The 25,852-nt window shown below is 48.2% G+C and carries 28 protein-coding genes; all 28 read right to left on the bottom strand.

Annotated features, from left to right (window positions below):
• Positions 1-34 precede the first annotated feature (34 nt).
• The 28 genes from hemB to RP262_RS01795 all read right to left on the bottom strand — a co-directional run bounded on the left by hemB (position 35) and on the right by RP262_RS01795 (position 25,755).
• The gene (gene hemB / locus RP262_RS01930) at positions 35-1,006 is read right to left on the bottom strand and encodes a porphobilinogen synthase (protein WP_311154116.1); all 972 of its coding nucleotides are present in this window, start codon (positions 1,004-1,006) and stop codon (positions 35-37) included.
• Positions 993-1,718 (bottom strand): uroporphyrinogen-III synthase, encoded by a 726-nt coding sequence (locus tag RP262_RS01925; RefSeq protein ID WP_311154115.1) that lies wholly within the window; start codon positions 1,716-1,718, stop codon positions 993-995. The genes hemB and RP262_RS01925 overlap by 14 nt, the downstream gene beginning before the upstream one ends.
• Positions 1,703-2,623 (bottom strand): hydroxymethylbilane synthase, encoded by a 921-nt coding sequence (gene hemC / locus RP262_RS01920; protein WP_311154114.1) that lies wholly within the window; start codon positions 2,621-2,623, stop codon positions 1,703-1,705. Before hemC ends, RP262_RS01925 begins: the two co-directional genes overlap by 16 nt.
• On the bottom strand, positions 2,610-3,863 hold the full coding sequence (gene hemA / locus RP262_RS01915; protein WP_311154113.1) for a glutamyl-tRNA reductase: 1,254 nt from the start codon (positions 3,861-3,863) through the stop codon (positions 2,610-2,612). The genes hemC and hemA overlap by 14 nt, the downstream gene beginning before the upstream one ends.
• A 15-nt stretch (positions 3,864-3,878) precedes the next feature.
• A complete protein-coding gene (locus tag RP262_RS01910; RefSeq protein WP_311154112.1) occupies positions 3,879-4,310 on the bottom strand; it encodes an NAD(P)-dependent oxidoreductase in 432 nt (143 codons plus the stop codon).
• 11 nt (positions 4,311-4,321) lie between these two features.
• Positions 4,322-4,897, bottom strand: coding sequence for a cob(I)yrinic acid a,c-diamide adenosyltransferase (locus RP262_RS01905; RefSeq protein ID WP_002898252.1), 576 nt, complete (start codon positions 4,895-4,897; stop codon positions 4,322-4,324).
• Positions 4,894-6,393: a cobyric acid synthase gene (locus tag RP262_RS01900; protein ID WP_311154111.1), complete on the bottom strand. Its 1,500-nt coding sequence runs from the start codon at positions 6,391-6,393 to the stop codon at positions 4,894-4,896. Before RP262_RS01900 ends, RP262_RS01905 begins: the two co-directional genes overlap by 4 nt.
• Positions 6,378-7,193: an energy-coupling factor ABC transporter ATP-binding protein gene (locus RP262_RS01895; protein WP_048772443.1), complete on the bottom strand. Its 816-nt coding sequence runs from the start codon at positions 7,191-7,193 to the stop codon at positions 6,378-6,380. The genes RP262_RS01900 and RP262_RS01895 overlap by 16 nt, the downstream gene beginning before the upstream one ends.
• Before the next feature lie 62 nt (positions 7,194-7,255).
• Positions 7,256-7,930, bottom strand: a complete 675-nt coding sequence (locus RP262_RS01890; RefSeq protein WP_032909763.1) for a CbiQ family ECF transporter T component — start codon at positions 7,928-7,930, stop codon at positions 7,256-7,258.
• Positions 7,931-8,047: 117 nt separating this feature from the next.
• Positions 8,048-8,353 (bottom strand): energy-coupling factor ABC transporter substrate-binding protein, encoded by a 306-nt coding sequence (locus RP262_RS01885; protein ID WP_311154110.1) that lies wholly within the window; start codon positions 8,351-8,353, stop codon positions 8,048-8,050.
• The gene (locus RP262_RS01880; RefSeq protein ID WP_002898257.1) at positions 8,350-9,084 is read right to left on the bottom strand and encodes an energy-coupling factor ABC transporter permease; all 735 of its coding nucleotides are present in this window, start codon (positions 9,082-9,084) and stop codon (positions 8,350-8,352) included. Before RP262_RS01880 ends, RP262_RS01885 begins: the two co-directional genes overlap by 4 nt.
• Before the next feature lie 69 nt (positions 9,085-9,153).
• Positions 9,154-9,855 (bottom strand): cobalt-factor II C(20)-methyltransferase, encoded by a 702-nt coding sequence (locus RP262_RS01875; RefSeq protein ID WP_311154109.1) that lies wholly within the window; start codon positions 9,853-9,855, stop codon positions 9,154-9,156.
• Between the two features lie 9 nt (positions 9,856-9,864).
• On the bottom strand, positions 9,865-10,632 hold the full coding sequence (locus tag RP262_RS01870; protein WP_311154108.1) for a sirohydrochlorin cobaltochelatase: 768 nt from the start codon (positions 10,630-10,632) through the stop codon (positions 9,865-9,867).
• A gap of 13 nt (positions 10,633-10,645) precedes the next feature.
• A complete protein-coding gene (cobA, locus tag RP262_RS01865; protein ID WP_311154107.1) occupies positions 10,646-12,085 on the bottom strand; it encodes a uroporphyrinogen-III C-methyltransferase in 1,440 nt (479 codons plus the stop codon).
• 18 nt (positions 12,086-12,103) lie between these two features.
• Complete coding sequence (gene cobK / locus RP262_RS01860; protein ID WP_311154106.1) at positions 12,104-12,853, bottom strand: precorrin-6A reductase; 750 nt, start codon at positions 12,851-12,853, stop codon at positions 12,104-12,106.
• Complete coding sequence (gene cobJ, locus RP262_RS01855; RefSeq protein WP_002910545.1) at positions 12,850-13,575, bottom strand: precorrin-3B C(17)-methyltransferase; 726 nt, start codon at positions 13,573-13,575, stop codon at positions 12,850-12,852. Before cobJ ends, cobK begins: the two co-directional genes overlap by 4 nt.
• Before the next feature lie 79 nt (positions 13,576-13,654).
• Positions 13,655-14,716 (bottom strand): cobalt-precorrin 5A hydrolase, encoded by a 1,062-nt coding sequence (gene cbiG, locus RP262_RS01850; protein WP_311154105.1) that lies wholly within the window; start codon positions 14,714-14,716, stop codon positions 13,655-13,657.
• Positions 14,706-15,479, bottom strand: coding sequence for a cobalt-precorrin-4 methyltransferase (locus RP262_RS01845; RefSeq protein ID WP_311154104.1), 774 nt, complete (start codon positions 15,477-15,479; stop codon positions 14,706-14,708). The genes cbiG and RP262_RS01845 overlap by 11 nt, the downstream gene beginning before the upstream one ends.
• Entirely contained in the window at positions 15,479-16,048 is a 570-nt protein-coding gene (locus tag RP262_RS01840) for a decarboxylating cobalt-precorrin-6B (C(15))-methyltransferase (protein WP_002896464.1), read from the bottom strand. Before RP262_RS01840 ends, RP262_RS01845 begins: the two co-directional genes overlap by 1 nt.
• A complete protein-coding gene (locus RP262_RS01835) occupies positions 16,020-16,652 on the bottom strand; it encodes a cobalt-precorrin-7 (C(5))-methyltransferase (RefSeq protein ID WP_125445347.1) in 633 nt (210 codons plus the stop codon). Before RP262_RS01835 ends, RP262_RS01840 begins: the two co-directional genes overlap by 29 nt.
• Positions 16,643-17,770, bottom strand: a complete 1,128-nt coding sequence (gene cbiD / locus RP262_RS01830; RefSeq protein ID WP_311154103.1) for a cobalt-precorrin-5B (C(1))-methyltransferase CbiD — start codon at positions 17,768-17,770, stop codon at positions 16,643-16,645. Before cbiD ends, RP262_RS01835 begins: the two co-directional genes overlap by 10 nt.
• Positions 17,770-18,474, bottom strand: a complete 705-nt coding sequence (locus RP262_RS01825; RefSeq protein ID WP_311154102.1) for a cobalt-precorrin-8 methylmutase — start codon at positions 18,472-18,474, stop codon at positions 17,770-17,772. The genes cbiD and RP262_RS01825 overlap by 1 nt, the downstream gene beginning before the upstream one ends.
• The gene (locus RP262_RS01820) at positions 18,475-19,173 is read right to left on the bottom strand and encodes a cobalt-precorrin-8 methylmutase (protein WP_311154101.1); all 699 of its coding nucleotides are present in this window, start codon (positions 19,171-19,173) and stop codon (positions 18,475-18,477) included.
• A gap of 9 nt (positions 19,174-19,182) precedes the next feature.
• Positions 19,183-20,133, bottom strand: coding sequence for an adenosylcobinamide-phosphate synthase CbiB (cbiB, locus tag RP262_RS01815; protein WP_311154100.1), 951 nt, complete (start codon positions 20,131-20,133; stop codon positions 19,183-19,185).
• A gap of 1 nt (position 20,134) precedes the next feature.
• Positions 20,135-21,493: a cobyrinate a,c-diamide synthase gene (locus RP262_RS01810; RefSeq protein ID WP_311154099.1), complete on the bottom strand. Its 1,359-nt coding sequence runs from the start codon at positions 21,491-21,493 to the stop codon at positions 20,135-20,137.
• Positions 21,494-21,790: 297 nt separating this feature from the next.
• Positions 21,791-23,548, bottom strand: a complete 1,758-nt coding sequence (locus tag RP262_RS01805; RefSeq protein ID WP_311154098.1) for an ABC transporter ATP-binding protein — start codon at positions 23,546-23,548, stop codon at positions 21,791-21,793.
• A complete protein-coding gene (locus tag RP262_RS01800) occupies positions 23,538-25,304 on the bottom strand; it encodes an ABC transporter ATP-binding protein (protein ID WP_311154097.1) in 1,767 nt (588 codons plus the stop codon). Before RP262_RS01800 ends, RP262_RS01805 begins: the two co-directional genes overlap by 11 nt.
• Positions 25,297-25,755, bottom strand: a complete 459-nt coding sequence (locus RP262_RS01795) for a MarR family winged helix-turn-helix transcriptional regulator (protein WP_311154096.1) — start codon at positions 25,753-25,755, stop codon at positions 25,297-25,299. The genes RP262_RS01800 and RP262_RS01795 overlap by 8 nt, the downstream gene beginning before the upstream one ends.
• Positions 25,756-25,852: the final 97 nt, after the last annotated feature.

The following is a 25,852-nucleotide window of genomic DNA, read 5'->3' as shown; positions in this document are numbered from 1 at the left end:
CCTTATCTAGAAAACTGCTGATTTTCCGCAGTCTCTATCCTTCTCTCAGATAGCCGGCCACATCCTTGGCAAAATAAGTGATAATCAAGTCTGCCCCAGCCCGCTTCATACTGGTCAAAGTTTCCATGACTATAGCTTTTTCATTGATCCAGCCCTGCTGGGCTGCTGCCTTGACCATGGCGTATTCTCCACTGACATTATAGGTCACCAGAGGCAACCGAGTTTCCTGACGCAGCTCTCTGAGGATATCCAGAAAGGCCAGAGCCGGCTTAACCATGAGAAAGTCTGCTCCCTGCTCCTCATCGCTCTTGGCTTCTCTCAAAGCCTCCAATCGATTGGCCGGATCCATCTGATAGGTCTTGCGGTCACCAAAGGCCGGAGCACTCTCACCAGCATCTCGGAAAGGTCCATAAAAGCTAGAGGCAAACTTAATGGCATAGGACATGATCGGAATGTCTTCAAAGCCCGCTGCATCAAGTCCCTGACGAATAGCCGCCACAAAACCGTCCATGGCATTGGAAGGCGCAATGACATCTGCTCCAGCCCTGGCTTGGCTGACAGCGACTTCTGTCAGTCTAGTCAGAGACAGATCATTATCCACTTCTTCCCCTCGCAAAATACCGCAATGGCCGTGACTGGTAAACTCACAGAGACAGGTGTCTGCAATGACGACCGTCTCAGGAAAATGCTTCTTGATCAGACGGATAGCTTCTTGGACAATGCCATTTTCAGCTGAAGCCTGACTGCCTATTTCGTCCTTTTCTGACGGAATGCCAAAGACGATAAAAGCTCGAATACCTAAGTCCACACATTCCTGAACTTCTGGCAGCAAATCCTCGATGGAGAACTGATAAACTCCCGGCATGGAAGCTACTTCTTGCTTTTCAGTCAAGCCTTCCTTGACAAACAAGGGTTGGATAAAATCATCCACAGACAGCTTGGTTTCTCGAACCAGCTGCCGCAGACCGCTGCTTCTTCTCAGCCTGCGATGTCTATAAAATTCCATGCTTCTTCTCTTCTTTCTTGATTATTTCCTTGACCATTTCCTCAACAGAAGGACTCTGGGGCTGGTAGTCTACCCTATAGCCGGACCCCTTAACAGCCTGAGCCGTTGTCTGGCCAATCACTGCAATCTGATGGCTGGATGCTAGATGGGGCTGAATAGCACAAAAACTCTGCCAAGCCGACGGACTGGCAAAGGTCCAAATCACATCCTCTTGGGACAGATAGGTCTCGAGCTGGTCCTGACCAGCAGGATTTGAGGTTGTTTCGTACATAGGCCAAGCCCAGACATCATGACCTGCTTCTTTTAACTTCTCAGCCAGACTGGGATTGGACAGGCTGCTCTGAGGCAGCAAGATCTTCTGCGTCGGCAGAGCCAAATCCAGCCACTCTTGAATAAAGTCAAGACCATAGTGGCTGCTGGCCTGAAAATCACAGACTCGGCCTAGCTTGTCCAGCGCCTGACTGGTCTGCGGCCCAATGGTCGCAATCTGGTAGTCAGCTTTCATATAGGGACTAAAAGCCTCCACTGCGACAGCACTGGTAAAAAAGACCCAGTCGGCTTCTGGCGGAATTGCTTGGACAGCTTCTGGCAAGGGCAGAGACTGACATCGAATGAGAGGAACATGATGTGTCTCAAATCCAGCCTGTTTGATCTTTTCTAGCCAGGCAGAGTCCGGCGCCTGCTCCCTGGTAAAGATTATTTTTTTAACCATGGCATTCCTACTGCTCCCTTATCGGCTAACTGGCGCACAGCCTGCTCTGCCAATTCCTGACCATCCTGCCCTTGAAGGCTGACAAAGACACATTGGCCGTCCTCCTTGGCCAGCATGGCCTCTAGCTGATAGTCCTGACCGTTTTTCTGGGCAAAAGCAGCGATAGGGAAGGTGCAGTCTGCATTCATCTGAGCCAAAACTGCCCGTTCAACTGCCACTTCAGCTGCTGTCTTCTCATCCTGAACAGCCGCTAACAGACTCCGCAACTCCTCATCCTCTTCCCGGCATTCCACCGCCAAAGCGCCCTGAGAAATAGCCGGCAGGCAAAGACTGGTCTCTAAAGTCTGAATGTGAAGTCGGCTTTGGTCCAGCCAGCCCAAGCGTTTAAGACCGGCCATAGCCAAGACAATCGCATCGTACTCGCCTTCTTCCAGCTTCTTGATGCGTGTATCAATGTTGCCTCGAAGTGGTTTAAAAGCCAAATCCGGTCTCTGAGCCTGCAGCTGAACCTGTCGGCGAATGCTGCTGGTTCCTATAAGAGCGCCCTCAGAAAGATTAGCCAGCGTCTGGCCAGCTTGACGGAAAATCAAGCAATCTCGAACATCTTCTCGCTGACTAATCGCACCGAGCGCACAGCCCTCAGCTAGCTTAGCCGGCATGTCCTTGAGACTGTGGACCGCCATATCAATCTCACCAGCTAAGAGGGCTCGCTCAATTTCCTTGACAAAGACTCCCTTGCCGCCAATTTCCTGGAGGCTGACATGGGTCAAGCGATCTCCTTTTGTGGTATAGGGAACGAGGACAAAGTCCCGCTCTGGATGGAGCGCCTTGAGCTGGTCCACTAACTGTTGGGTCTGGGTCATGGCCAGCTTACTCTTGCGGGTTCCTACCTTAATGACCTTCATCTTTTCCCCTTTCTCTGTGCAAGCCAAATATCTTGGCAATCAAGGCAATGTCATAGTCTGAATGCTCTCCGACTGACAGCTCTTTGAGCTGCAAGATTGGCTCCTTCAGGACTTGGTTGATAATACTCTTCATGTGCTTGGAAATCTGCTTCTGCTCCCGCTCTGTCAAATCCGGAATCTTGCGATTAAGGCTTTCCATGGCCGAAGCTTGAGCTTCCAAAGCCTTATCCCTGATTTCCTGAATCAGAGGAATAATACCCAGCTGCTGACGCCAGTCAGCAAACTTGACCAGCTCCTCATCAATCTCCAAAGCAATCCGAGCAGCAATCTCCTGCCGTTCCGCTTTGTATTGCTCCAGTTGATTGGTTAGATTTTCGATATTATAGAGTTTGAGAGACGAGCTCGGATGGCAGGAACGAGGCAGACAGAGGTCAAACACGACCGCACCCTCCTTAAGCATGGAGGGAAAGATAATGTATTCTTCCGTTTTAACCGCTGAAAAGACCACATCCGCATCCGCCAGCACCGCTTCCAACTCATCCCAGCCATGGGCAGATACCCTGTCTTCTGTCAGAAAAGGCTGGGCCTTGCTGACTGTACGGTTGAGGAGCATGACTGACTTGAAAGGCCGCTGTAAGGCATACTTGGTCACCAGCTGACCAATCTCTCCCAGACCAATAATAGCTACCTTTTTGCTGGTGTAATCTAGGCCTAAACGATCCAGCTCTTGGATAGCTGTCAGGCCGATAGAAATAGGCCGGTCATTAATCCGATAAGAATCATGCATGCGCTTAGCAAAGGTCAGCGCCTGCTTGAAAGCCTGATTGAGAACAATTCCAGTCGTACCAGCATCTTGCGCTGTCAAGAAAGCCTGCTTGAGCTGGCCCAAGACCTGACTTTCACCGACAATCTTGGATTCCAATCCGATAGAAACCCGCAGCAAATGCCGCAAGGCATCATCCCCCTCACGAAAGACTAAATACTCTTCCAGCTCCTTGACAGGAATTTGAAACCAGTCCGCCAAAAAATGCTTGGAATAGTAGCGGCCAGTGTGCAGCTGGTCCACCACCAGATAGAGCTCGGTCCGATTGCAGGTGGACAGAATAATATTTTCCAAGATACTTTTTTCTCTTTTCAGGAGCTTCAGAGCTTTGAGCCCCTCCTGATCTGAAAAATGCGCTTTTTCCAAAATTGTCAGCGGCGTTTCCCGATGGGTCAAACCCACATATAATAGGTGCATGCTTCTTTCCTTCTTTTAAAGTTGGTCTAAAATTGCTTCTATCTTCTTGCGAATCTCCTTGGAACGGCTGGGCGAAAGACCGTTGGTCGAGATCATGACAGACACGTCCTTCTTTCTCGCAATGGCTACATTGTAGAAGTCAGAAAAGGTCTTGTCGCCCGTATTGTTCACCAGCTGACTGGGTGCCGCCTCCTCCATAATCTGACGGTTGACTTCCTCCTGATCTGTACAGGCAAAGACCAGCTTCGCGCCTTCCAAATCACCTGTCTGGTAGGGTCTAGCTAGCCACTGGACCTCCGCCTGCGGAATGTCAGCATGCAGAGTCGGACTGATTACTGTCACAGCAGCCTGCTCAGTCAACAGGGTCTTAATCTTCCGCGCTGCGACCTTGCCGCCTCCCACTACCACGACTTTCTTCTCTCTGATATTAATCATGACTGGATACATGCTAGCTTCTCCTATTTCTTTTCCCGAAAGATTTTCGCGCTGCGTTTGTAGACTGTATCCGGCTCCTCTAGACGATCATTGACCAATCGAGCCAGTACAAAAAAGTAATCCGACAGACGGTTGATATAGATCAAGCCGATCTCATTGACTGCTTCTTCTGCCTCTATAACAGCTACCATGCGCCGCTCTAAGCGTCTGGTCATGGTGCGAGCCACATGCAGGAGACTCGCAATCCGATGGCCGCCCGGAATGATAAAGCGGTCGATTTTCGGAGGGATATGCATATACTCATCCATCCGCTCCTCCAGCCAGCTGACATTGGCTGGCTCTTGCTTGTAGGGGCGTAACTCCCGCGGCGTAGCCAAGTCGCTGCCGCAGTCAAAGAGATGCTGCTGGATTTCCTCGCATTCCAGACGCAGGTCGTCCAAGATCGGATAGTCACGCATCTCAGATACGACATAGCCTAGATGAGAGCATAGCTCATCCATCGTTCCATAAGCTTCGACCCGAATATGGGTCTTGGATACTCGGTCCCCACCGTAGAGCCGTGTAAAGCCCTTGTCACCGTATTTCGTATAAATTCTCATTTTTCTTCTCTGTTGATGATTTGATAGATCTGCTCCATGTCCAAAGACTGGCGAAGGATGTCTGCCAACTTATCATACTCCCTGTCTTTAAAGTCTTTGATACTGACAAGCTGGTCCTCTAGTGGCTCTAAGCCCTTAGCCAGACGAAGTTCATTCAGGTACTGTCGAGTCCATTCTAGATTGTCAAAGACCCCATGAAGGTAGGTTCCTTGTACTTGCCCACCATAAGCCACTGCTCCATCTAGTCGCTCGGCTGCTTCACCATTTTGCTCCTTGATGATGGAGAATGGCTCCAGACTATCCGCCAGCTGGGTTTCCCCCATGTGAATCTCGTAGCCCTCTAGCTCTTGCCCCTCATGCAGGGCTCTGACCTGAGTCGTCCGCTTGACCGGCTGAAGTACCGTCTCTGTCTCTAAAATACCTAGACCGCTAATCTCTTCTAAGTCAGACTCTAGGTGCAGAGGGTCACTAATCTTCTGCCCCAGCAGCTGATAGCCGCCACAGATACCAAAGATTCGCACGCCCTGCTTTAGACACTCGAGAATCTCAGCTTCAAGACCAGACTCTCGCAGGTAGTTCATGTCTTCGATGGTGTTTTTGCTGCCCGGCAGAATCAAGAGATCCGGCCGACCAATTGCATCACCAGGCTGGACATAGCGGACAGAAACATCCGGCTGGATTTCTAAACTGTGGAAATCCGTAAAGTTGGACAGGCGCTTGAGGCTGACAACTGCGATATCCAGACTCTTTCTGCTATCAAAGCGCCGGCTTTTCTGCACCAGTGCGACACTGTCCTCGCTGTCAATATCCAGCTGGGCATAAGGCACGACTCCGATGACCGGCACCTGAGTCAGCTCCTCAATCATGTCAATACCAGACTGCAGCAAGGCCACATCGCCGCGGAATTTATTGATAATAACCCCCTTAATCCGCTTGCGGTCCTCAGGCGGCATGAGCTCAATCGTTCCGTAGATAGAGGCAAAGACGCCTCCCTTATCAATATCCGCCACTAAAATCACTGGCGCATCAACCAGCTTGGCCATGCCCATATTGACAATGTCTCGGTCATTGAGATTGATTTCAGCTGGACTGCCAGCACCCTCAATGACGATGATATCATTCTCAGCGCCCAGCTCCTCATAGACTTCCTTAATCTTAGGCAGGAGCTGCTGCTTGTATTCATGGTATTCGACGGCATCCATATCCCGCAGTACACGGCCTAAAAAGACGACCTGGGACTTGCGGTCAGATGTTGGCTTGAGCAGAACTGGATTCATGCGGACATCCGGCTCTTTACCAGCTGCCTCAGCCTGAACAACCTGAGCCCGGCCCATTTCATCTCCTTTTTTGGTAATAAAGGAATTAAGCGCCATATTCTGCGACTTAAAAGGCACCACTTCTAGGCCATCCTGCTTAAAAATCCGACAGAGGCCCGCCGCAATAATGCTTTTTCCAGCATCTGAGGCAGTCCCCTGTACCATCAATGATTTGACCATGTTCCATTTCCTCCTAGCTGCTCAAAGAAAGCAGCTTCATTTTCTGCCAGTGGCGTCTGGATAGTCTGATGAAGCTTGACAATCCAAGGTACAGCCAAGCCTGCCTCTACTAGCAGATCTCCCTGCTGGAAGAAATCAAACTTGCTGCCCTGTGCGATCAAATGCCCCTTCTCCAGTAGGTAGGCATAGTCACAGCAGTCATACATCAGATCCATGTCATGGCTGGATACGATAATGTTGGTTCCAGCCTGGACCAGCTTTTTCATGGTCGCTGCCATCTGGTCCCGCCCTTTTGGATCCAGTCCTGCCGTAGGCTCATCCAGCAGCAGATACTTGGGCTGCAGGGCCAGCATGCCAGCAATAGCCACCCGCTTTTTCTGGCCGTAGCTCAAATACTGCAAGGGTCTGTCCTGCAGATGGGAAATGTCCATCATCTCTAAAGCCGTCGCGACTCTGCTTGCTATCTCGTCTTCTTCATAGCCTAAGTTTTCCAAGGCCATACCAATATCGTCCTTCACAATGGTATAAAAGAGCTGCTGCTCTGGATTCTGAAAGACCATATTGACATGCTGCCGATACTGAAACAAGGCCTTCTTAGAGTCGCCCACAGGCTGACCATCATATAAAATGCTGCCCTTCTGCGGTTTGAGCAGGCGGGTGATAATTTTCATGATGGTAGACTTACCTGAGCCGTTAACTCCTAGAATGCCGGTAATCCGGCCTTCTTCGAAGTCCATAGAAATATCGTGCAGCGTTGGATTTTCGTCATACGCAAAAGAAATATTCTTCACTTGTAACATCTGAGTTTCCTATCTACTTTCCATTATAGTATAAAAGCAGTCTTCTTGTAAATGCGCTTTCATTATTCACTGTGCTCTGCATCAAATCTTAGCGTCAGCACCTCATTTAAATGCTGATTATCATCCAGCAGTTTGACAAAGAGAGTATTGGCTAATCTACCCCAAGCCTGGTGTTGCTTCCTTTTATTGTAAAAGGAGAATTTCAAGTCCAAGGTATCCCGAATGGTCACAAACTCATAGAAGACCAGGAAAATGAAGCGATACATGAGGACAATCAAGTCTAGCAGAACCCGCGGGACGTGCATGGCTTTAAAAAGCCGCAGCATCTGAGCAAAAGGTACCGTCAGGACAAAGAAATAAGTCGAAACCAAGGATGAGTAGATGCGCAAAAGGATAAAAATGGTCTGCTGGACAGAGGATTGGCTGATACCCAGATAACCCTGACCTAAAGGCAAGGCCAGCAAGAGCTGTTCCTGATTATTCTGATAGGTCAAGATAAAGGTCAAGAGACTAATCAGAATAAAAATACTGGCGTGCAGATACCACTTTAGATAGCGCAACCACGGAAGCCGAGCTAGATAGCAAGTCAGAGGCGCCACCAAGACAATGAGCCCTAGCTGCAGACTCCTGACACCAGAAAAACTGACAGCTAACAAGAGTACATAGATGACAAATTTATAAGCAACCGGCAGATTTTTCAACCGGTTTTGATAGGCGTATTTATCAATCGCAAACATGAGGTAGCTCTCCTTTCTAGCTATGTTTTGCAATACCTCCCAGCACAGAGCAACTCCGGTCCCAGACAAGCTGAATCGCTATCAAGAACCAGAGCTCGCTCTTACTGTTGAAGGCTTTTATTTATGTTCAGAAAGTTCCTTTTGTTGGCCTTGTTTTTTCCCTTTGTGGTAGCCAATGACATAGAAGATGATCCCCGCTCCGATACTGCCTTGCAGGGTAAAGAGCAGACTCTCTACTTCCGGACCTGCTGGCTCAAAAATCGGTGAAAACCAAGGCTCGTAGTCTTTTTGGATAGTGCTAATGGTTTTTTCAGCAGCGTCATCTGTTCCACTGTATTCCACACCCTTAGGGGCAAAGATAAAGGCAGCTAGAGTGACTGCTACTGCAGCCAAGATTAAGATGATATTCTTATATTTTTTCATTTGAACAGACCTGCTCTTTCTTTGATATTTTCTGAGATCAAGTTATAGAGGACAACTGTCAGCAATCCTTCTACGATAGCAATCGGGATTTGAGTGGTCAAGAAGACACCCATGAATTTCAATGCAGAACCAACAAAACCGCTATTAGCATCTGGGAAGACTAAACCGAGCTGGATAGAAGTTGTCGCATAAGTCGCCAAGTCCGCAATCACCGCACAGATAAAGATAGATACCGGTGTAGACAGCTTGATGGATTTAGCAAACTTATAGACAAAATAACCGACAAATGGACCAACCACTGCCATTGAGAAGGCATTGGCACCCAGAGTAGTCAAGCCGCCGTGAGCCAAGAGGAGGGCTTGGAAGAGCAAACAGATGGTTCCCAAAACGCTGATAACGGACGGACCAAACATAGCTGTCCCCAGACCAACCCCAGTCGGATGCGAGCTAGATCCTGTAACAGACGGAATCTTCAAAGAAGACAGGATAAAGATAAAGGCACCGGACAAGGCCAGCATGGTCTTGGAATTTGGATCCTCTGCAACGATTTTCTTGATACGCATCAAGCCGACCACAAAGAAAGGCAGGAATACGGCGAACCAGAAGATACACCAAAAGAGTGGAAGATAGCCTTCCATGATATGCATAGCTGACACAGACTGGGTACTCAGTACCGCCAAAATAGCCAACAAGGCCACAAAAGTTACTTTTTTATTTTTCAATAGTTTCATATTTTTTTCCTTTACTAAGAACCTAAGCTCAAAAGGATGAATGTTTATCCATGAACATGGGTTCTGATATTAAAAAATCTTCTTTTTCACGAGGAAGGTAGTAAAATAAGGCAGCTTGGTTTCTGGTGTGATTCTCTCGAGGCCCAGCAGGGTCTGCTGCTTATCCGTCGAAGAATTGCTAACCATAAAAGTCTGCTGCAAGAGACCGAGCTTTTCTAGCAGAGGCAGGACAGTATCTAGGTGATTGGCCACCTTCATCAGCACAATCGAGTCATGCAGCTCAAGCGCCGCCTCAATCTTCTCAGCTGAAGCCGTAGCCGGCATGACCGCCAGAGACTCCTCATCCATGGTCAGAGGCTGACCTAGCTCAGAAGCCATGCTACAGAAAGAGGTGATACCAGGGATGGTCTGACAGTCGATTTCCTTTTCCAGCAGGGCCAGCAGATAGCTGTAAGTACTATAGACCATGGGGTCACCCAGTGTGATAAAGCCGACATTCTTGCCAGACTTGACATCCTCTGCGATTTCAGCAGAGATGGCCTGCCACTGGACTTCTTTGGTCGAATTGGAACGGACCATAGGGAAATGCCGCTGCTTGATTTCCAGTTGCTCTTTCAGGTAGGGCTCTGCAATGCCTAATGCAAAGCTCTTACTCCCTTTCTTAGCCTCAGGTGTATAGAGAATATCTAAGTCTTCCAAAAGCCGACTGGCCTTGATAGTCACTAGCTCGCTATCACCCGGTCCCACACCAATTCCGTAAAATTTTGCCATGCCTTCCTCCTATTCGATGATTTCTTCTAAGTGCTGGATGTAGAGCTGCTGAACTTCAGGATATTCGCCCAGACCGACCAGATGGGCCTTGACCTCATATCCCCGCTCCTTGAAGAAGTGATACCAAGAAACTTCCTCATCTGAGCTCATATCATTGGTCGCATGGTCACCCGCTACCAGCATGAAGGGTGCTAGATGAACTTCTCGGACACCTTCTTTCTTCAGTTCCTGCTCAATCAGCTCAACCGGAGGATAGCTTTCTACACATCCGATATAGACTGAGTTTCCCTTCATCATATGATCCAAGGCTGCATAAGCTGTAAAGGCATAATGCTGACTGCCGTGGCCCATCAGAACTGTTGCTGCATCCTGACCTTCATGGCCATACCGTTCCAGCAGAATATCCTTGACAGCCTCATAGTCTTCCTGACTGTTGAGCAGAGGCTTGGCAACGACCAGCTTTTTAAAAGCTGATTCAAACTCTTTGGCTTGAGCGAGAATCTTCTCATACTCGCTGCCCAAAATGACATGGAGAGGCTGGATATAGACCTCTTCAGTGCCCGCCTCCAAGAGCTGCTCCAAAACCTCTTTGACCGTAGGAATATCTAGCCCTTCCTGCTTCTTAATCCGCCGTCTAACGACATTGGATGTAAAAGCTCGGTGTACCGGATAGTCTGGAAAATGTTCCTGAATAGCCTGCTCACAAGCCTCAATTGTTTTGCGTCTGGTCTCGGGATAGGTCGTTCCGAAACTGACTACTACTATAGCTTTACTCATGACCTTTATCCTTTCAGAGAATTTCCCGACATTTATCAATGATGGAAGCAATCGTCGCTTCATCTGTCTCAACAATATTGCTAAAGCCTGCTTCCTCTAAAACAGCCCGCGTGCTAGCACCCATGACAACGATAGGGACATCTGTCCAGTCGAATCCAGCTTCCTGACTGGCTGCTACAAAGTTCATGGCCGCAGCAGAGTTCGGAAGACAGACAACTTCAATCTCTGACCAATTGTCACTGCTAATCTGACTGTCAAAGGCCAGCCTGTGGCTAGCAATAATCGGCCGAGAATATAGTTCTGCCAGACTGGCTTTCTTATGCTCAGCTGTTACAATATACCAGTTGCCGCCTTCTTTTTCAAGAGCAGCTGCAAAATCCGCATCCGACTGCTGAGGCGTCATCCGATCCAGCACAATCCCGCTCGCTTCGATAGACTTAGCCGTATGATGACCAATAGCCGCAAAGCGGATGTCCGGCAGACTGCGCAAGTCTCTGCCTGCCTTGCGGAGGGCTTTCAAGAAGAGCGGCCAGCTCTGCATGTCTGCAAAGAGGAGACCGTCTACCTGCTCCAAGTCCGGCAGCTGCAATTCTAACCCTTCAACCAAATCTCGAGCAGGGAAAGTGGTCAGCGCAGCTCCAGCATCCCTGAGCAAGCGAGGAAGTCTGCCCGTCTCTGACTGCTGGATGAGGATTTTCCGGCCAAAAAGCGGCAGATTCTCATGGAAATTCAGCTGCTGTCTATAGGCCACGACATCACCTACCACGATGACACTCGGCGCCTTAAAGTCCTCAGCTTCTGCTAGTTCTACTATGTTACCCAAGGTTCCATCCACCGAGCGCTGTTGAGGATGGGTTCCCCATTCAACGATGGCGGCTGGCTTGTCCTTGCCATAGCCTCTAGCCGTCAGCTCTTGGACGATGGAAGGCAGATTTTTCATGCCCATGAGAAAGACCAAGGTTCCTTTGAGCTCAGAAATTGCTTCCCAATTGAGCATTTCTGTCTCATCCTTGAGATGGGCTGTAAAGACATGGAAGCTAGTCGCTACATCCCGATAAGTCATAGGAATCCCTGCATAGGTCAGACCAGCCACAGCAGAGGTGATACCTGGCACCACTTCAAAGTCCACACCAGCTTCCACCAGCTTGACTCCTTCTTCTCCGCCTCGGCCAAAGATATAGGGATCACCGCTCTTGAGGCGGACTACCCGCTTGCCCTGACGGGCTTTTTCGATGAGAATCTTTTCAATCTCTTCCTGTTGGATGCAGGGCTGGCCTGGCTTTTTACCGACATCTATCTTTTCGCAGTCAGACTTTAGATGCTGAAAGAGCTCCTGATTGACCAAGCGGTCAAAGACCAAGACATCTGCTTCTTGAAGCCGTCTCTTACCTTTGAGGGTCAACAGCTCCGCATCGCCTGGGCCTGCTCCCAGTAATGTTACTAAACCGGACATTTTTTCTCCTTTTATTAGCTATTTTGTCAGATAAGCCTCTAGCTCTTCTAAGCTAGAAACCATCTGCGGATAGGCCACAATTGGCCGAGAGATGATAATGCAGTCCATCCCCAGCTCTTGACAGCCATCAATCTTTTCACGAATACCACCGACCGTACCGCTCTCCTTGGAAACAAAGACATCTGCTCCCGAGCGCAGTAAGAGCTCTTTATTACACTCTTTGGAAAATGGAGCCTTAATCGCATCAATCTGATCCGCTACCAGTCCCAGCTGCTCACAAGCCAGAAGCACTTCCGAAGTCGGCAGAACGCGAACGACAATCCGCTGCTCTGGTAGGCCATTGACAAAGAGCGGCAGGGTCTTACTGCCCGTTCCCAGATAGACTGTTTTGTAGCCGCGCTTAGCAATCTCATCAATGGCTTCTTGGGTCGAATGCACCACGATGGCCCCGCTCAAATCCAAGGTAGCCTGACGCTCAAAGCGCAGGTAAGATACACCAGCCATCTCTGCCGCCCGAATGGCTTCCTTGGAAACGATATCCGCAAAAGGATGGGTGGCATCAATGATTTCATCCACATCATTCTCTTTGATGAAGGCAACCATATCATCGGCTGTCAATCGCCCCTGAATGACCGGCTGGCCGTATTTGGAAGCCAAGTACCGGCCGTAGTCTGTGACAACAGAGCTGGTCACATCGATTTTCAAGCGGTCAAGCACTTCTAAAATAGCGGTGCTGTCGGATGTCCCTCCCAGCAGTAATTTCATCATAAAGTATATCCTCGAGGTGTGATCATGCGTCCGTTTTTAACATAAGTTTCTTTGTTACCAACGATAACGATTGTCGTCATATCTACCAAAGTCTCATCCAAGTCTTTGATAGTCGTCAAGATGATTTCCTCATCCTTACGGCCAATGTCCTTACCGATACCGACAATAGTATCCTCTGACTTGTACTCAGACATGATAGAAAGTGCTTTTGCCAAATGGTCTGGACGTCCTTTACTCCGAGGGTTATAGAGACAGACAACAAAGTCACCTTGAGCTGCGGCATGCAGACGCTTCTCAATCATTTCCCAAGGAGTCATCAAGTCACTCAGACTGATATGACAGAAGTCATTCATAAGAGGAGCTCCCATAGCAGCAGCGGCACCCAGACTAGCTGTGATACCTGGAACCACCTTAACTTCTACATCACTGGCATCTCCCAGCAATTCTAAAATCAAGCCAGCCATTCCATAGACTCCGGCATCTCCACTGGAAACAACTCCAACATTTTTGCCGGTCTCTCTAGCCAAATCAATAGCCTTTTGGCAACGGTCGATTTCCTGACGCATACCATTCGCTACGAGCTCCTTGTCCTTGACTAAATCAAGAATCAACCGCATATAAGTCGAGTAGCCGACGATAATTTCACAATCTGCTATAGCAGCCAATGCTTCTTGTGACATCAATTCTTCTTTACCTGGGCCTAATCCGATAACGTATAACATATATTTTTTCTCCTTTATGGGTATGATAAAATTTTATAAGGGCAGTTGGTTCATAGGACCATCTGCTTTTTCTTCTGATTTACTTTTTGGTTATTGCTTTTGCAAGCGCATAGGTACAGCCGTTCTTGGCAAAGCGCTCTGTCAGGACTTGACCCTGACTGGCCAAATCTGCGCTGGCCAAGGCGACACTGCCGACCCCGACTGTCTTTTTGACAAAATCTGACTGAGGATAGCGGTCTGCTACAACAGACAGCTCCTCCTTAGTAAAGGTCTCAAAGGGACAGCTCAATTCCTCAGCCAAGGCCAGAATGGCTGCTTCATCCTTCTTGACATCAATGCTGACAATTTTAGAAATCTCGCTGGCAGAAATCCCCTGCTGCTGACAAAATTCCTCAAAGCCTTCTCGGAAGACAGCAGGAGCCACATCTTTCCTAGCACCAACTCCTAAGATATAGGGTTGAGGATAGATGAGAGCCAGATTTTCTCTTTGAAGGTCCTTTTTTTCTGTAGTCAGCAGAATCAGCGGTTCCGTTCCCTTGAGAACAGCCACAAGTCCTTCCTCATCCACCAGAGTCAGACCGCGAAGGTCCGTAACCCAGTCCTTTTCCTGATAGAAATAGACGGTTCGGCCGCTGCCTAGATAGCTGTTGAAAGGTTTGATGAATTCTCTCAATTCCGGCCGCCAGCCATTGACTGATTTGGCCAGATTGTCCAAGGCTGTTACATTCTGCACATCTGTCGCTGTCGTGATAACAGGATTGGAACCGAGCAATTCTGCGATGTCTAGCGTCACTTGATTGGCTCCGCCTAGATGTCCGCTCAGCAGACTAATGACATTGGTCGCTTTCTCATCCATGACTACCACAGCTGGGTCAGTCGCCTTGTCTTTCAAGACCGGAGCAATAGCTCGCACAACTGCACCGATAGCCATGATACAAATGAGGACATCCACTTCCTGAAAGAGCTGACCAAGCGCCTCAATCACACGTCCTTCGATGGCAATGACCCTGTCATCTGCCAATCGAGGTGTCGTATAGATAGGGATTTCCTTGACCAGCTTTTCTCGCAGAGTCAGAGCCAAGTCCTTGCCGACCGCTGTCACTGTTGCGATTGCGTAGCGAGGTTGAGAATTACTTGGCATGGCTGCTCTTCCCCCGTCTAAACTCATGCTGGAAATCTGCATGATAGAGCTTGGAATAGTAGAATTCCTGACCTAAAAAGTCACCGACCAAAATCAAAGCTGTTTTTCTAATCTTAGCTTCCTTGACCTTCTCAGCAATGTTTGTCAAATCGCCAAAGACCTTCTTTTCATCCGGCCAAGTCGCCTTGTAAATAACAGCCACAGGCGTTTCTGGAGGATAGCCACCCTCGATCAGCTCGCTAACGACCTTTTCGATGCCTTGAACGGACAAGAAGATGGCCATAGAGGTCCGATGCTGAGCATAGCTTTTCAGAGATTCCCGATCTGGCACAGGCGTCCGGCCGGCCATCCGAGTAATGATGAGGCTTTGAGAAACCTCTGGCACGGTGTACTCTGCCCCGATACTGGAAGCAGCTCCCAGAAAAGAACTGACGCCCGGCGTACAGTCAAACTCTATATCGCGCTTCTTCATCTCTTCGATCTGCTCTCGAATGGAGCCATAAATGGAGAAATCTCCCGTTTGCAGACGAACCACATCTTTACCAGTCTTGACTCCAGCCTCCATGACATCGATGATTTCCATCAAGTGCATGCTGGCACTGTCGTGAATCTCAGCTCCTTCTTTACAGTAGTTGAGCAAGTCTGGATTGACCAAGGAGCCTGCATAAATGACCACATCAGCCTCAGACAGCTGCTTGTAACCTTTGAGCGTAATCAGCTCCACATCACCTGGGCCTGCTCCAACAAAATGTACTTTGGACATCAATTAGCCTCTCTTTCTTTTTTCTTGCAGGAAACGATAATAGTCGGATTCTGAGGCTTGAAGTAGTGCCCCTTGCCTATAGCTGTCCAGCGGCTAGCCTGAACCGAGACAATCTCTAGATCCTCCCAGTCCATCTGCTCCGCTATTTGAGCTGCTTCCAGAGCATTCTCCAGCAGGATAAAGTTCAAGACCAACCGACCGCCCGGCTCCATGAGCTGGGCACACCAGTCGAAAATCTCCTGCATGTTGCCCCCGGTCCCTCCGACAAAAATGGCATCAAAGCTGCCTTCCAGCTCAATCGGAGCCAGTCCTTGATGGAGACGGACATTGTGGCAGCCAAAGTGCTGGATATTCTCCTGCGTCAAGGCCACCGCATCTTCATTGCGCTCCACTGCCACCACTTCCAGTTCTGGATAGGTTCGGGCTGCCTGAATCGTAACACTGCCAGTTCCAGAGCCGACATCCAGCATGCGCTTGGCTCGATGCAGCTCCAACTTATCCAAACTGATGGCTCTGACTTCTTCCTTAGTCATAGGGACTTTAGCCCTGATAAATTCCGAATCCCTCATCTAACACCACCACCACATTCATTTCATATTCTCTGTCTTCTACCTCACTCGCAGGTAGAATGGTAATACGCTCGTCTTCATAACTCAGCTGCTCACCGATGACCAGCACCTTATCTAAACCTCTTTTAACAGCCTCTTGAGCAATCTCGTAGGGACCTACTTTCTGATCCGTCACCATAAAGACTTTTGACAGACTCATAATCAGGTCAAAATTAGGCACCTTAGCATGACTACTCGTCAGATAAGCATCGTTCATTGGCAGGGCAATTCTGCTGGCCAGATACTGCATAGCGCTGATACCCGGCGAGATGACCACGCGCCCCTTGAACTTCTCTGACAGCCACTTGCCCAAGCCGTAAATCAGCGGGTCGCCTGAGGCCAGATATAGAATTTCTTCATCCTCACCAAAGCTTGCCAGCAATTCCGCCAGCGCAGCTAATTTTTTAGGCGGGACTAGGCCCTTATCCTTATAAGCTGGCGGCAAAATTTCCAGATGGCGTTCACTGCCCAAAATGCGGTCAGCCTTTTCAAAATAGGCTTCCTGTCCCAGAAGACCATAGCTCGGATCTCCCGGACCAATTCCGATAACATAAATCATGTCCATTCCTCCTTTATCTGCTCTAAAGGCTGGGTTGATGCCAGATAGCCTTCCTCAGTCCCAAAGACAACCACTTCAATACTGACTTCTGGTTTACGATAGCGGAGCAGACGCTCACTTCTAGCCTTGATCTTATCCGCCAAGACCTGATAGACACCCTCGTAAGAAAATTCTTTAATGGCTGTTCCAGCTGCCTCTGTCGTCAAACACTTATCAACCTTTTCCAGCAGCTCCATAGGCGCTCCCATCAGGGCTAGATTAGATACCAGCGTTTCCATACGGGCATCCGAGTCCTTGCTATGGGTAGAGAAAATCCCAGCCGCCACTTTGACAAACTTGCCCATGTGACCAATCATCAAAACCTTGGTAAATCCGATGCGCTGGACTTCTTTGAGGACGTGGCCGACAAAGTTACTCATATTGACGATACGCCCAGCTGGAATCCCCACAGTATTAGTAGCAAAATCTTCACCATAGTTCCCCGGTACCAAGACGACTGAGCGATGCCCTTGATTGTAGAGCATGGTTAGCTCGATCGTGATGGACGCTTTCCAGCTGTCCTCGGACATTGGATTGACAATCCCTGTCGTTCCCAAAATTGAAATGCCACCTACAATACCTAGTCTGGAATTGTAGGTCAGTTTGGCCGTTTCTTCCCCACCAGGAACGGAAATGATAACCCGTGCTCCACAGTTGGGACCGATAATCTCACGGACATGCTGCTCAATCATCCGTCTAGGAGTTGGATTGATGGCTGCCATGCCGACATCGCAAGCCAGCCCCTTCTCGGTCACGCGCCCGACGCCCTGACCTCCGTCAATCTCGATTTCCTTCTGATCTGGAAGAAGGGTCACGGTCGAATAAATCAAGAGACCGTGTGTCGCATCCGCATCATCACCGCCATCTTTTTCAATGGCCGCTGTCGCTTCTTCTGTCCCAAAGGAAGGATTGTGAACATCCATGGTCACTTCTACACCTGAAGCCGTATGAACAGTAACCTTTTCTTCTCTTTCCTGATTTAAGATCATGCTCAAGGCTGCAACAGTCGCTGCCGTCGCGCAAGTACCAGTTGTAAAACCTTTTCTTAATTTTTTTCCATTGACATAAGCGTATTCATCCATCATCAGCCCTCTCCTTTCTCCGGAGCCTGCTTTTTATCTGAAACACTGTAACGCTCATAGTCTGTAGTGCCTAGCTTGAGCTGGTAGAGAATGGCATTGACCACAGCTGCTGCGATGGTACTGCCGCCCTTTTGACCCAGTGCCGCGATAGAAGGCACCGAACTTTCATGCAGTTTGAGCTTGGATTCTGCCGCTCCGACAAAGCCGACCGGAACTCCGACAACCGCATCCGGCTGCAAGCTTCCTTCTTCGACCATATCCAAAACCTTGAAGATGGACGTTGGAGCATTCCCAAAGACAAATAGTTTTGGACCGTCCACTTTAGCTGCATATTCTACAGCGGCCATGGAGCGAGTAATTCCCTTTTCCTTAGCTTCCTTAAAGACTGCCGGCTCATTGACCAGACAGCGATAGGAAACACCTAAGTCATCCAGCAGTTTTTTATTAAAACCACCCAAGACCATGGTCGTATCCGTAAAAATCGTACCCTTGTTTCGGAGGACATAGAGGATTTTTTCAATAACCTGATTGGAAAACTTGATATTGTAGAGGTAGTCAAAGTCTGCACTGGTAAAGACAACCCGCTTGAGTACTGCCTCTTCAAAAGGATCCGAAAATTGAATATCTGGATGCTCTTGATCAATAATTTCCTGAATCTTGCTAAAACTAGCTTCTTCAATCTTGTGCGCTGCTTTTAGATAGGACATCTAGTTCTTTCCTCCTTCTTTACTGGATGGTGTAGAGTAGCGGACATAGTCATCCGTCACCACTTCTCTCAGCTGGTAGATAATGGCATTAACAATGGCTACTACAATCGTGCTGCCGCCTTTTCTGCCGAGATTGACAAGGGCAGGAAGACCTGACTTAAGCAGTTCTTCTTTTGACTCTTCGACATTGATAAAGCCGACTGGAACCCCAATCACTGCATCCGCTTCTACCAGTCCCTGCTCTGCTAGCTCAATCAGATAAGACAAGGCAGTCGGAGCACCACCAAAGGCAAATACTTTAGGACCTTCAATCTTGGCAGCTATCTCAACAGCCGCCATAGCTCTGGTAATCTGCTTTTCCTTGGCCAGCGCAACCACTTCTTCATCGCTGATCAAACAGCGGTAGCTCACACCCAGCTGGTCAAGCACGCGCTTGTTAATCCCATTGAGAGAGATATTGGAGTCCAGCAGGATAGTCCCCTTAGCTCTGATTACTTCTTCTATTTTTTTAAGGACATCATGCTCAAAGCGCATGGTGTAGAGATAATCGAAATCTCCCGTCGTATGGATAGCCCTCTTGATAATGGATTCTTCCATTTCCGAATGGAAGACATAATCAGGATCTTTTTCAGTAATCATAGACTGAATAATTTGAAAACTCTTTTCCTCGATAGAGGAAGGATTTTGGATATATGTCATAGTATACTCCTAGAAATATGCTTGCTTTACTAAATAAAAAAGAGTGAACAAGATTAAACCTGTCATGGTGCTTGTATAAAGCAGAGAGATAGCCGTCTGAATATCATCCGCCGCAACCGGCTTGGAAGCCTCTCCAATGGTCGGCTTCTCGATTAGCTCTCCGTGATAGACGTGCGGTCCGCCCAGCTGAATCCCCAGAGCTCCAGCTACAACTGCCTCCGAAAAAGCACTGTTGGGACTGGCATGCTGATAGCGATCCCGCCAGCCAATTCGCAGGGCTCCTTTGACATCCAGCAGTAAAATCTGACTGCTGAGAATCAAGAAAAGCCAAGTCAAACGTGCAGGAATCAGATTGGCCAGATCATCCATCTTGGCAGATATCAGGCCGATTTTACGGTATTTCTCCGTCTTATAGCCTACCATAGAGTCCAAGGTGTTGATGGCCTTATAGGTCATAGCTAGAATGGGTCCGCCCAGAAAGAGGCAGAGCAGCGGTCCGATAACCCCGTCACTGGTATTTTCAGCCACCGTCTCAATCGTCGCCTTGCTGATTTCCTCTGGTGTCAGCTGAGAAGTTTCACGGCCGACAATCATACCAACTTGCTTTCTAGCTTCTTCCAAAGTGCCAAACTTGAGTGTATGGTAAACCTTCTGGGCCTCAAAAGCCAGACTTTTAGCTGCCAGACTGGCATAGGCCAGATAGATCCAGACAATCCAGTAGAGGACGGGATGAACCAGACCAGCCAACCAAAGCAGCCCGTAGCTCACTCCCAGCGCCAGTCCAACTGTTGTCAACCAGAGGAAAAAGCCAAATAGATAGGGCGAAAACTGCCTTTTCTCCTGCGAGCGCATACATATATAAATATAGGAACCCATCCACTTGACTGGATGAGGCCAGCTATAGGGGTCGCCAATCAGCCAGTCCAGTAAGACGGCCAAAAAAATTGCAATGAGTGTCATATCAATTCGCCTCTTTGATATAGTTCAGCCAGTTGGCTAGCAGCTGCTCATCCTGATAAAAATGAACATGCAGGTAGCTGGCAAAGGTACGGCCCTTTTGATAACCGCCTGTCCAGGCAGCTACGACCTGACCGTCTCTGACCTTCTCCAGCTTGAGGACAGTATCTTCCTCCGTCTCAAAGACCGAATGGTGAAACTCATGTCCCCTGACAGCTGTACCTTTAGGACCAAAAAGGCTGTCTATCTGCGTTTCTGCTTGGCAGTAGCCAAAGCTTTTCAGGCCGGGGGTCATCAGGCTCTTGCCCTTGAAAATGCCGACCATTTCATAGACCTGACCCTCTACTTCCAGCAGCTCTCCCAGATACATGAGGCCACCGCATTCTGCGTAGATTGGCCGGCCCTGCTCGTGAGCTTTCTTAACCGAAGCCCGGAAATCAACATTTGTCATCAGCTCCTGAGCATAGACTTCTGGAAAACCACCGCCAAAATAATAAGCATCTGCAGCTGGCAGTTCCTTATCTTTCAGGGGGCTGAAAGGTACCAGCTGGACATTGAGTTCTCTTAAAAAGTCCAGATTGTCTTCATAGTAAAAGTGGAAAGCATCATCCAAAGCATAGGCCAAAGTCAAGGGCTGATCATTGTGGATATGAAAAGGATTGGTCATCCGCTTATCGGGAAGTTCTGCCTTTTCCAGCAGCCTGTCTAGATTAATATGCTTGGCTGCTGCCACTCCCAATTCCTCAAATCGACGGTCCAAATCATCCATTTCTACGTCAGGGATTAGACCCAGATGACGCGATGGCAGCTCTTCTGTTGCATTTTTAGGAAGATAACCCAGCACTTCCACATCCGTGTAACGCTCTATGGCACCCTTGATGAGTTCATAGTGATTCTGAGAAGCCACCCGATTGATAATGACCCCAGCAATATCCAAATCCGGATCAAAGGTCGCAAAGCCATGGACCATAGCAGCTGCCGAGGTAGATGTCGCCTTTCCATCGATAATCAAGACAACCGGAATACCTAACTTTTTAGCAACAGAAGCAGAAGACGCACAGTCCTTGTCCGTGCCCAGACCATCAAAGAGCCCCATGACTCCTTCGACTACTGCCACATCCGCGTTTCCATGCCATTTGTAGTAGGACCAAGCCAGACTCTGATCGTCCGGTATCATAAAGCTGTCCACATTCCGTGAAGGCCGCTTGGTAATCCGACTATGATAAGCTGTATCAATATAATCAGGTCCTACCTTATAAGGCTGGACCTGATAACCTCTGTCTGCCAGAGCTTTCAAAATCCCTAGGGTAACTGTGGTCTTTCCGACACCGCTGGAAACACCAGCCAGCATAAATTGCTTCATTACTTTACTCCAGATTTGCTGATAAAAAAGTACTACAAAAAAAATAAGGAATTTTTATTTTTTGTAGCACCGTTGCTTACTTATATGTAGAGCAAACACCCCGTTGTGTTCGCTTTCAGTTCTTATATTAAATTTATTTTAATATAAAGCGTAGAAACTGTCAAGTTTTTGATAGAGCATCTGTGAAAAAAGTCAGGATTTTAGAGCGTCTTCACTGAAAATTGAGCATTTTTTACAATTCTGTTAAATTTAAAAAAACATCAGAAAAACGAACATTCCTGATGTTTTCTTTGAGCATCAACCTGCATCTTCCTCTACAAACTGGCTATTATAGAGGTCCGCATAGAAGCCATTCTGTTCCATGAGTTCATCGTGGTTGCCCTGCTCGATGATATTTCCATCGCGCATGACCAAGATAAGATCTGCATTACGGATAGTGGACAGGCGGTGAGCAATGACAAAGGAAGTCCGACCCTCCATGAGTTTGTCCATAGCCTTTTGAATGAGCTCCTCCGTCCGCGTATCGACTGACGAAGTTGCCTCATCCAAGATCAAGAGCGGTGCATCTTTCAGCAGAGCACGAGCGATTGTCAACAGCTGCTTCTGACCGACCGATAAGTTGACCGTATCATCCAACACTGTATCATAGCCCTGCGGCAGAGTCATGATAAAGTGATGAACACCGACCGCCTTCGCTGCGGCAACAACTGCTTCATCCGTGACATGCTCCTGATTGTAAATCAAGTTTTCTCGAATAGTTCCTTCAAAGAGCCAGGTATCCTGCAAGACCATTGAAAAGGCATCGTGAACCTCGGAGCGTTTCATATCCTTAATATCTATACCATCAATGCTGATACGCCCTTTATTAATTTCATAGAACTTCATAAGGAGATTAACGATAGTCGTCTTACCAGCACCCGTTGGGCCGACAATGGCAATCTTCTGTCCGGCTTTGGCTTGGGCCGAGAAATCATTAATGATTGTATGGTCCGGTTTGTAGCCAAAGAAGACCTCTTCAAAGGCAACATTTCCCTTGACAGCAGTAAGCTGCTGCTCTTTATGCCGGTCGTCTTCCATCTCAGGCTCAGCCAGAAATTCAAAGACACGAACCAGTGCAGCACCAGCCTGCTGCAAGACGGCGATACCTTGAGCAATCTGTGACAGGGGCTGAGAGAAGGTCCGCACATAAACCATAAAGGCGACAATAATTCCGATACTAATAGAGCCATTAATCGCCAGAGCAGCACCGACCAAAATAACCATCACATAGGCAAAATTCCCCGTAAAGAACATGAGCGGCATCATCATGCCAGAGATAAATTGAGATTTCCAAATACTGTTATAGAGATTGTGATTGAGAACTGCAAAGCGCTCCTTAGACTGCTCAATGGCATTATAGCTGGTAACAACATTATGACCAGAGTACATCTCCTCCACATAACCGTTTACCGCAGCCAGATCGTTTTGTTGGGCGGTGAAATAACCCTGAGACTTGCCCATGATGAGACCGACAAAGACAAAGCCTAATACAGTAGCTAAGATGGTTACCAAGGCCAAGATCCAGTTCATGAAGAACATGGTCAAAACCACAGCCACCAAGAGCAGGCTGGCAGAGATAACATTTCCCAGACTCTGGTTGAGGGATTGGCCGACCGTATCCACGTCATTGGTCACGCGCGACAGAGTATCCCCCTGAGAATGAGCATCGAAATAGCCCAGCGGCAGCTTGTTAATCTTCTCCGCAATGGCCGTCCGCAGCCGCTTGGAGAAATACTGGATAACCGTACTGATGATAAAGGACTGACCGTAGTTGAGCAGAGCTCCGACTGCATAGAGCACGGTCAGCAGAAGGGCAATCTCAGACACAGCTTTTAAATCAATACTGGTAGCCAGACCATCAGAAATGAGATTGGTAATTTCTTTTAATTTATTTGGCCCATAGACCGTGATAATGTTTGACAAGACAGCTCCCACAAATGCCAAAGCAAGAGGAAGCTGGAAGCCTTTGAGATAAGGCCGTATCTGGCTAAATAATGAAGGCTTCTTATTTTCCATTTTCTAATTCCTCCTTTGATAATTGTGAGTAGGCAATTTCTTGATAGACTTCGTTGCTGGCCAAAAGTTCTCGGTGGGTACCTTGACCGACCACCTTACCAGCATCCAAGACCAAGATTTGATCCGCATCCATGATAGTAGAAATCCGCTGCGCCACGATTAGCTTGGTCATATCCTGCGTCCGCTCAGCCAGTTCCTTGCGCAAAATGCGGTCTGTCTTATAATCTAGCGCTGAGAAGGAGTCGTCAAAGATGAGGATTTCTGGCTTACGAGCCAAGGCTCTGGCAATGGCCAAGCGCTGACGCTGGCCACCAGAGAAGTTGGTTCCGCTTTGAGCCACTTCAGCTTTCAGCCCCTTTTCCTTCTCTTGGACAAAGGGCTTAGCCTGTGCAAGGTCAAGAGCCTCCCACATTTTCTGCTCATCCAGCGGGCTTTCTTTGCTTTGACCGAAGTTCAGATTGCTCTCGATATCGCCAGAGAAAAGCACCGCCTTTTGCGGGATGTAGCCGACCTTATTATGCAGGTCTTCCAGCTGGTAATCCTGAACATTGACACCATCTACCAGAATCTCTCCTTCAGTTACATCGTAGAAACGAGGAATGAGATTGACTAGCGTGGATTTCCCTGAACCAGTTGAACCGATAAAGGCCACGGTATCACCAGCCTGCGCTGTAAAGCTGACATGCTCAATGACCGCTTCTGAATTCTTGGAATAGCGGAAGGACACGTCTCGAAAGACCACCTCTCCCTTGCTATCCGCTGCTGCCTTAGGCTGTTCCGGACTGGTGATAGAAGAATGCAGGTCCAGTACTTCATTAATCCGGCCAGCGGATACAATGGTCCGAGGCAGGACGATGAAGAGGGCACCCATGAGCAAGAATCCAATCACAATCTGCATAGCATAGGACATAAAGACGACCATATCACTGAAGAGTGGGAGACGCTCCTGCAGCCCAGCCTCCTGGATCAAATAAGCACCAATCCAGTAAATAGCCAGTGTCAATCCGCTGGAAATCCCCATCATAACTGGATTCATCATGGCCATCAGACGACCGATGAAAAGATTGAGCCGGGTTACTTCATCATTGGCCGCCGCAAATTTCTCATCCTGATAATCCTCAGCATTGTAAGCCCGGACCACGCGAATCCCAGTCAGACTCTCTCTAGTGACACTGTTTAGCTTATCGACCAAGCGTTGCGCAACTGACTGTTTGGGAAAGGCCAATGTCACCAAAACTACTGTCAGCAGGATATTGACTATAACAGCAATAAGAACTGCTATCAGCCAGTTCTCGGACTTGCCAATAATCTTGGTCATGGCCCAAATCGCCATAATCGGTCCCCTGGTCACCACCTGAAGCCCCATGGTAATTAAGGTCTGTACCTGGGTAATATCATTTGTCGTCCGAGTCAGCAGACTAGGGATTGAAAATTTCTTAATCTCCGTCTGCGAATAGTCTAGCACACGGTTGAAAATATCGCTCCGCAAGCTCTGGGTAAAGCTGGCTGCTATACGAGCGGCAAAAAAGCCAACCACAATAGCTGACAGCAAGCTAGCAAAAGACAGGCCGATCATTTTCAGACCTGGCTCCCACAAATCTGCCAAACCAGTCCCTGGTGTTTGCAGCAACTCTGTAATCGTCGAAATATAGGTCGGAACTTCTAATTCCAAATATACCGTCAGGAAGGTGAAGAGCACACTGAGAACAATCATGCTCACTTCCCTTGCCGTCAGCCGTTTAAATAACTTAAACATCTTTTCCTCCATTTTCTAAACTTTCGATATTCTGATAAAACTTGGCCATGACTTGAGAAAAAATCAGCAGTTCCTGCTCAGAAACACCATTCAAAATAGAACGGTTCATTTCATCAAAAAAGTCACGGATTTTCTTCATTCTTTCCTGCGACTGCGGAGTAAGACGGATATACTTTGCCCGCTTGTCCGTCTTGCTCATTTCCAGCTGGATAAAGCCATTCTTCTCCATCCTTTTCATTAAGTTAGAGGCCACCGATTTGGAAATATCCAACTCCTGCTCAATATCCTTGATAAGAGTGTCCTTCCCCTCTTCCATACGACAAGCGACAATATGCAAGACCTGCCCCTGCGGCCCAGCCATGGACTCAATCCCTTGCTCCTTAGCAAGCTTTTCTACTATGAGGTGAATCTTTCGTCCAAAACGCTTCATTTCTAACAAAGGCTTTTCCATCAAAATTTCCTTCCTAGATTGGTTCTCGTGAGAACTAATTAGTTTTCATGAGAACTATTTTACCACATAGAAGAAAGATGTCAAGAAAAAAGTTTCT

It is taken from the genome of uncultured Streptococcus sp., assembly GCF_963456385.1.
Taxonomy (GTDB): domain Bacteria; phylum Bacillota; class Bacilli; order Lactobacillales; family Streptococcaceae; genus Streptococcus.
This window is presented reverse-complemented; position numbering and strand designations above follow the sequence as displayed.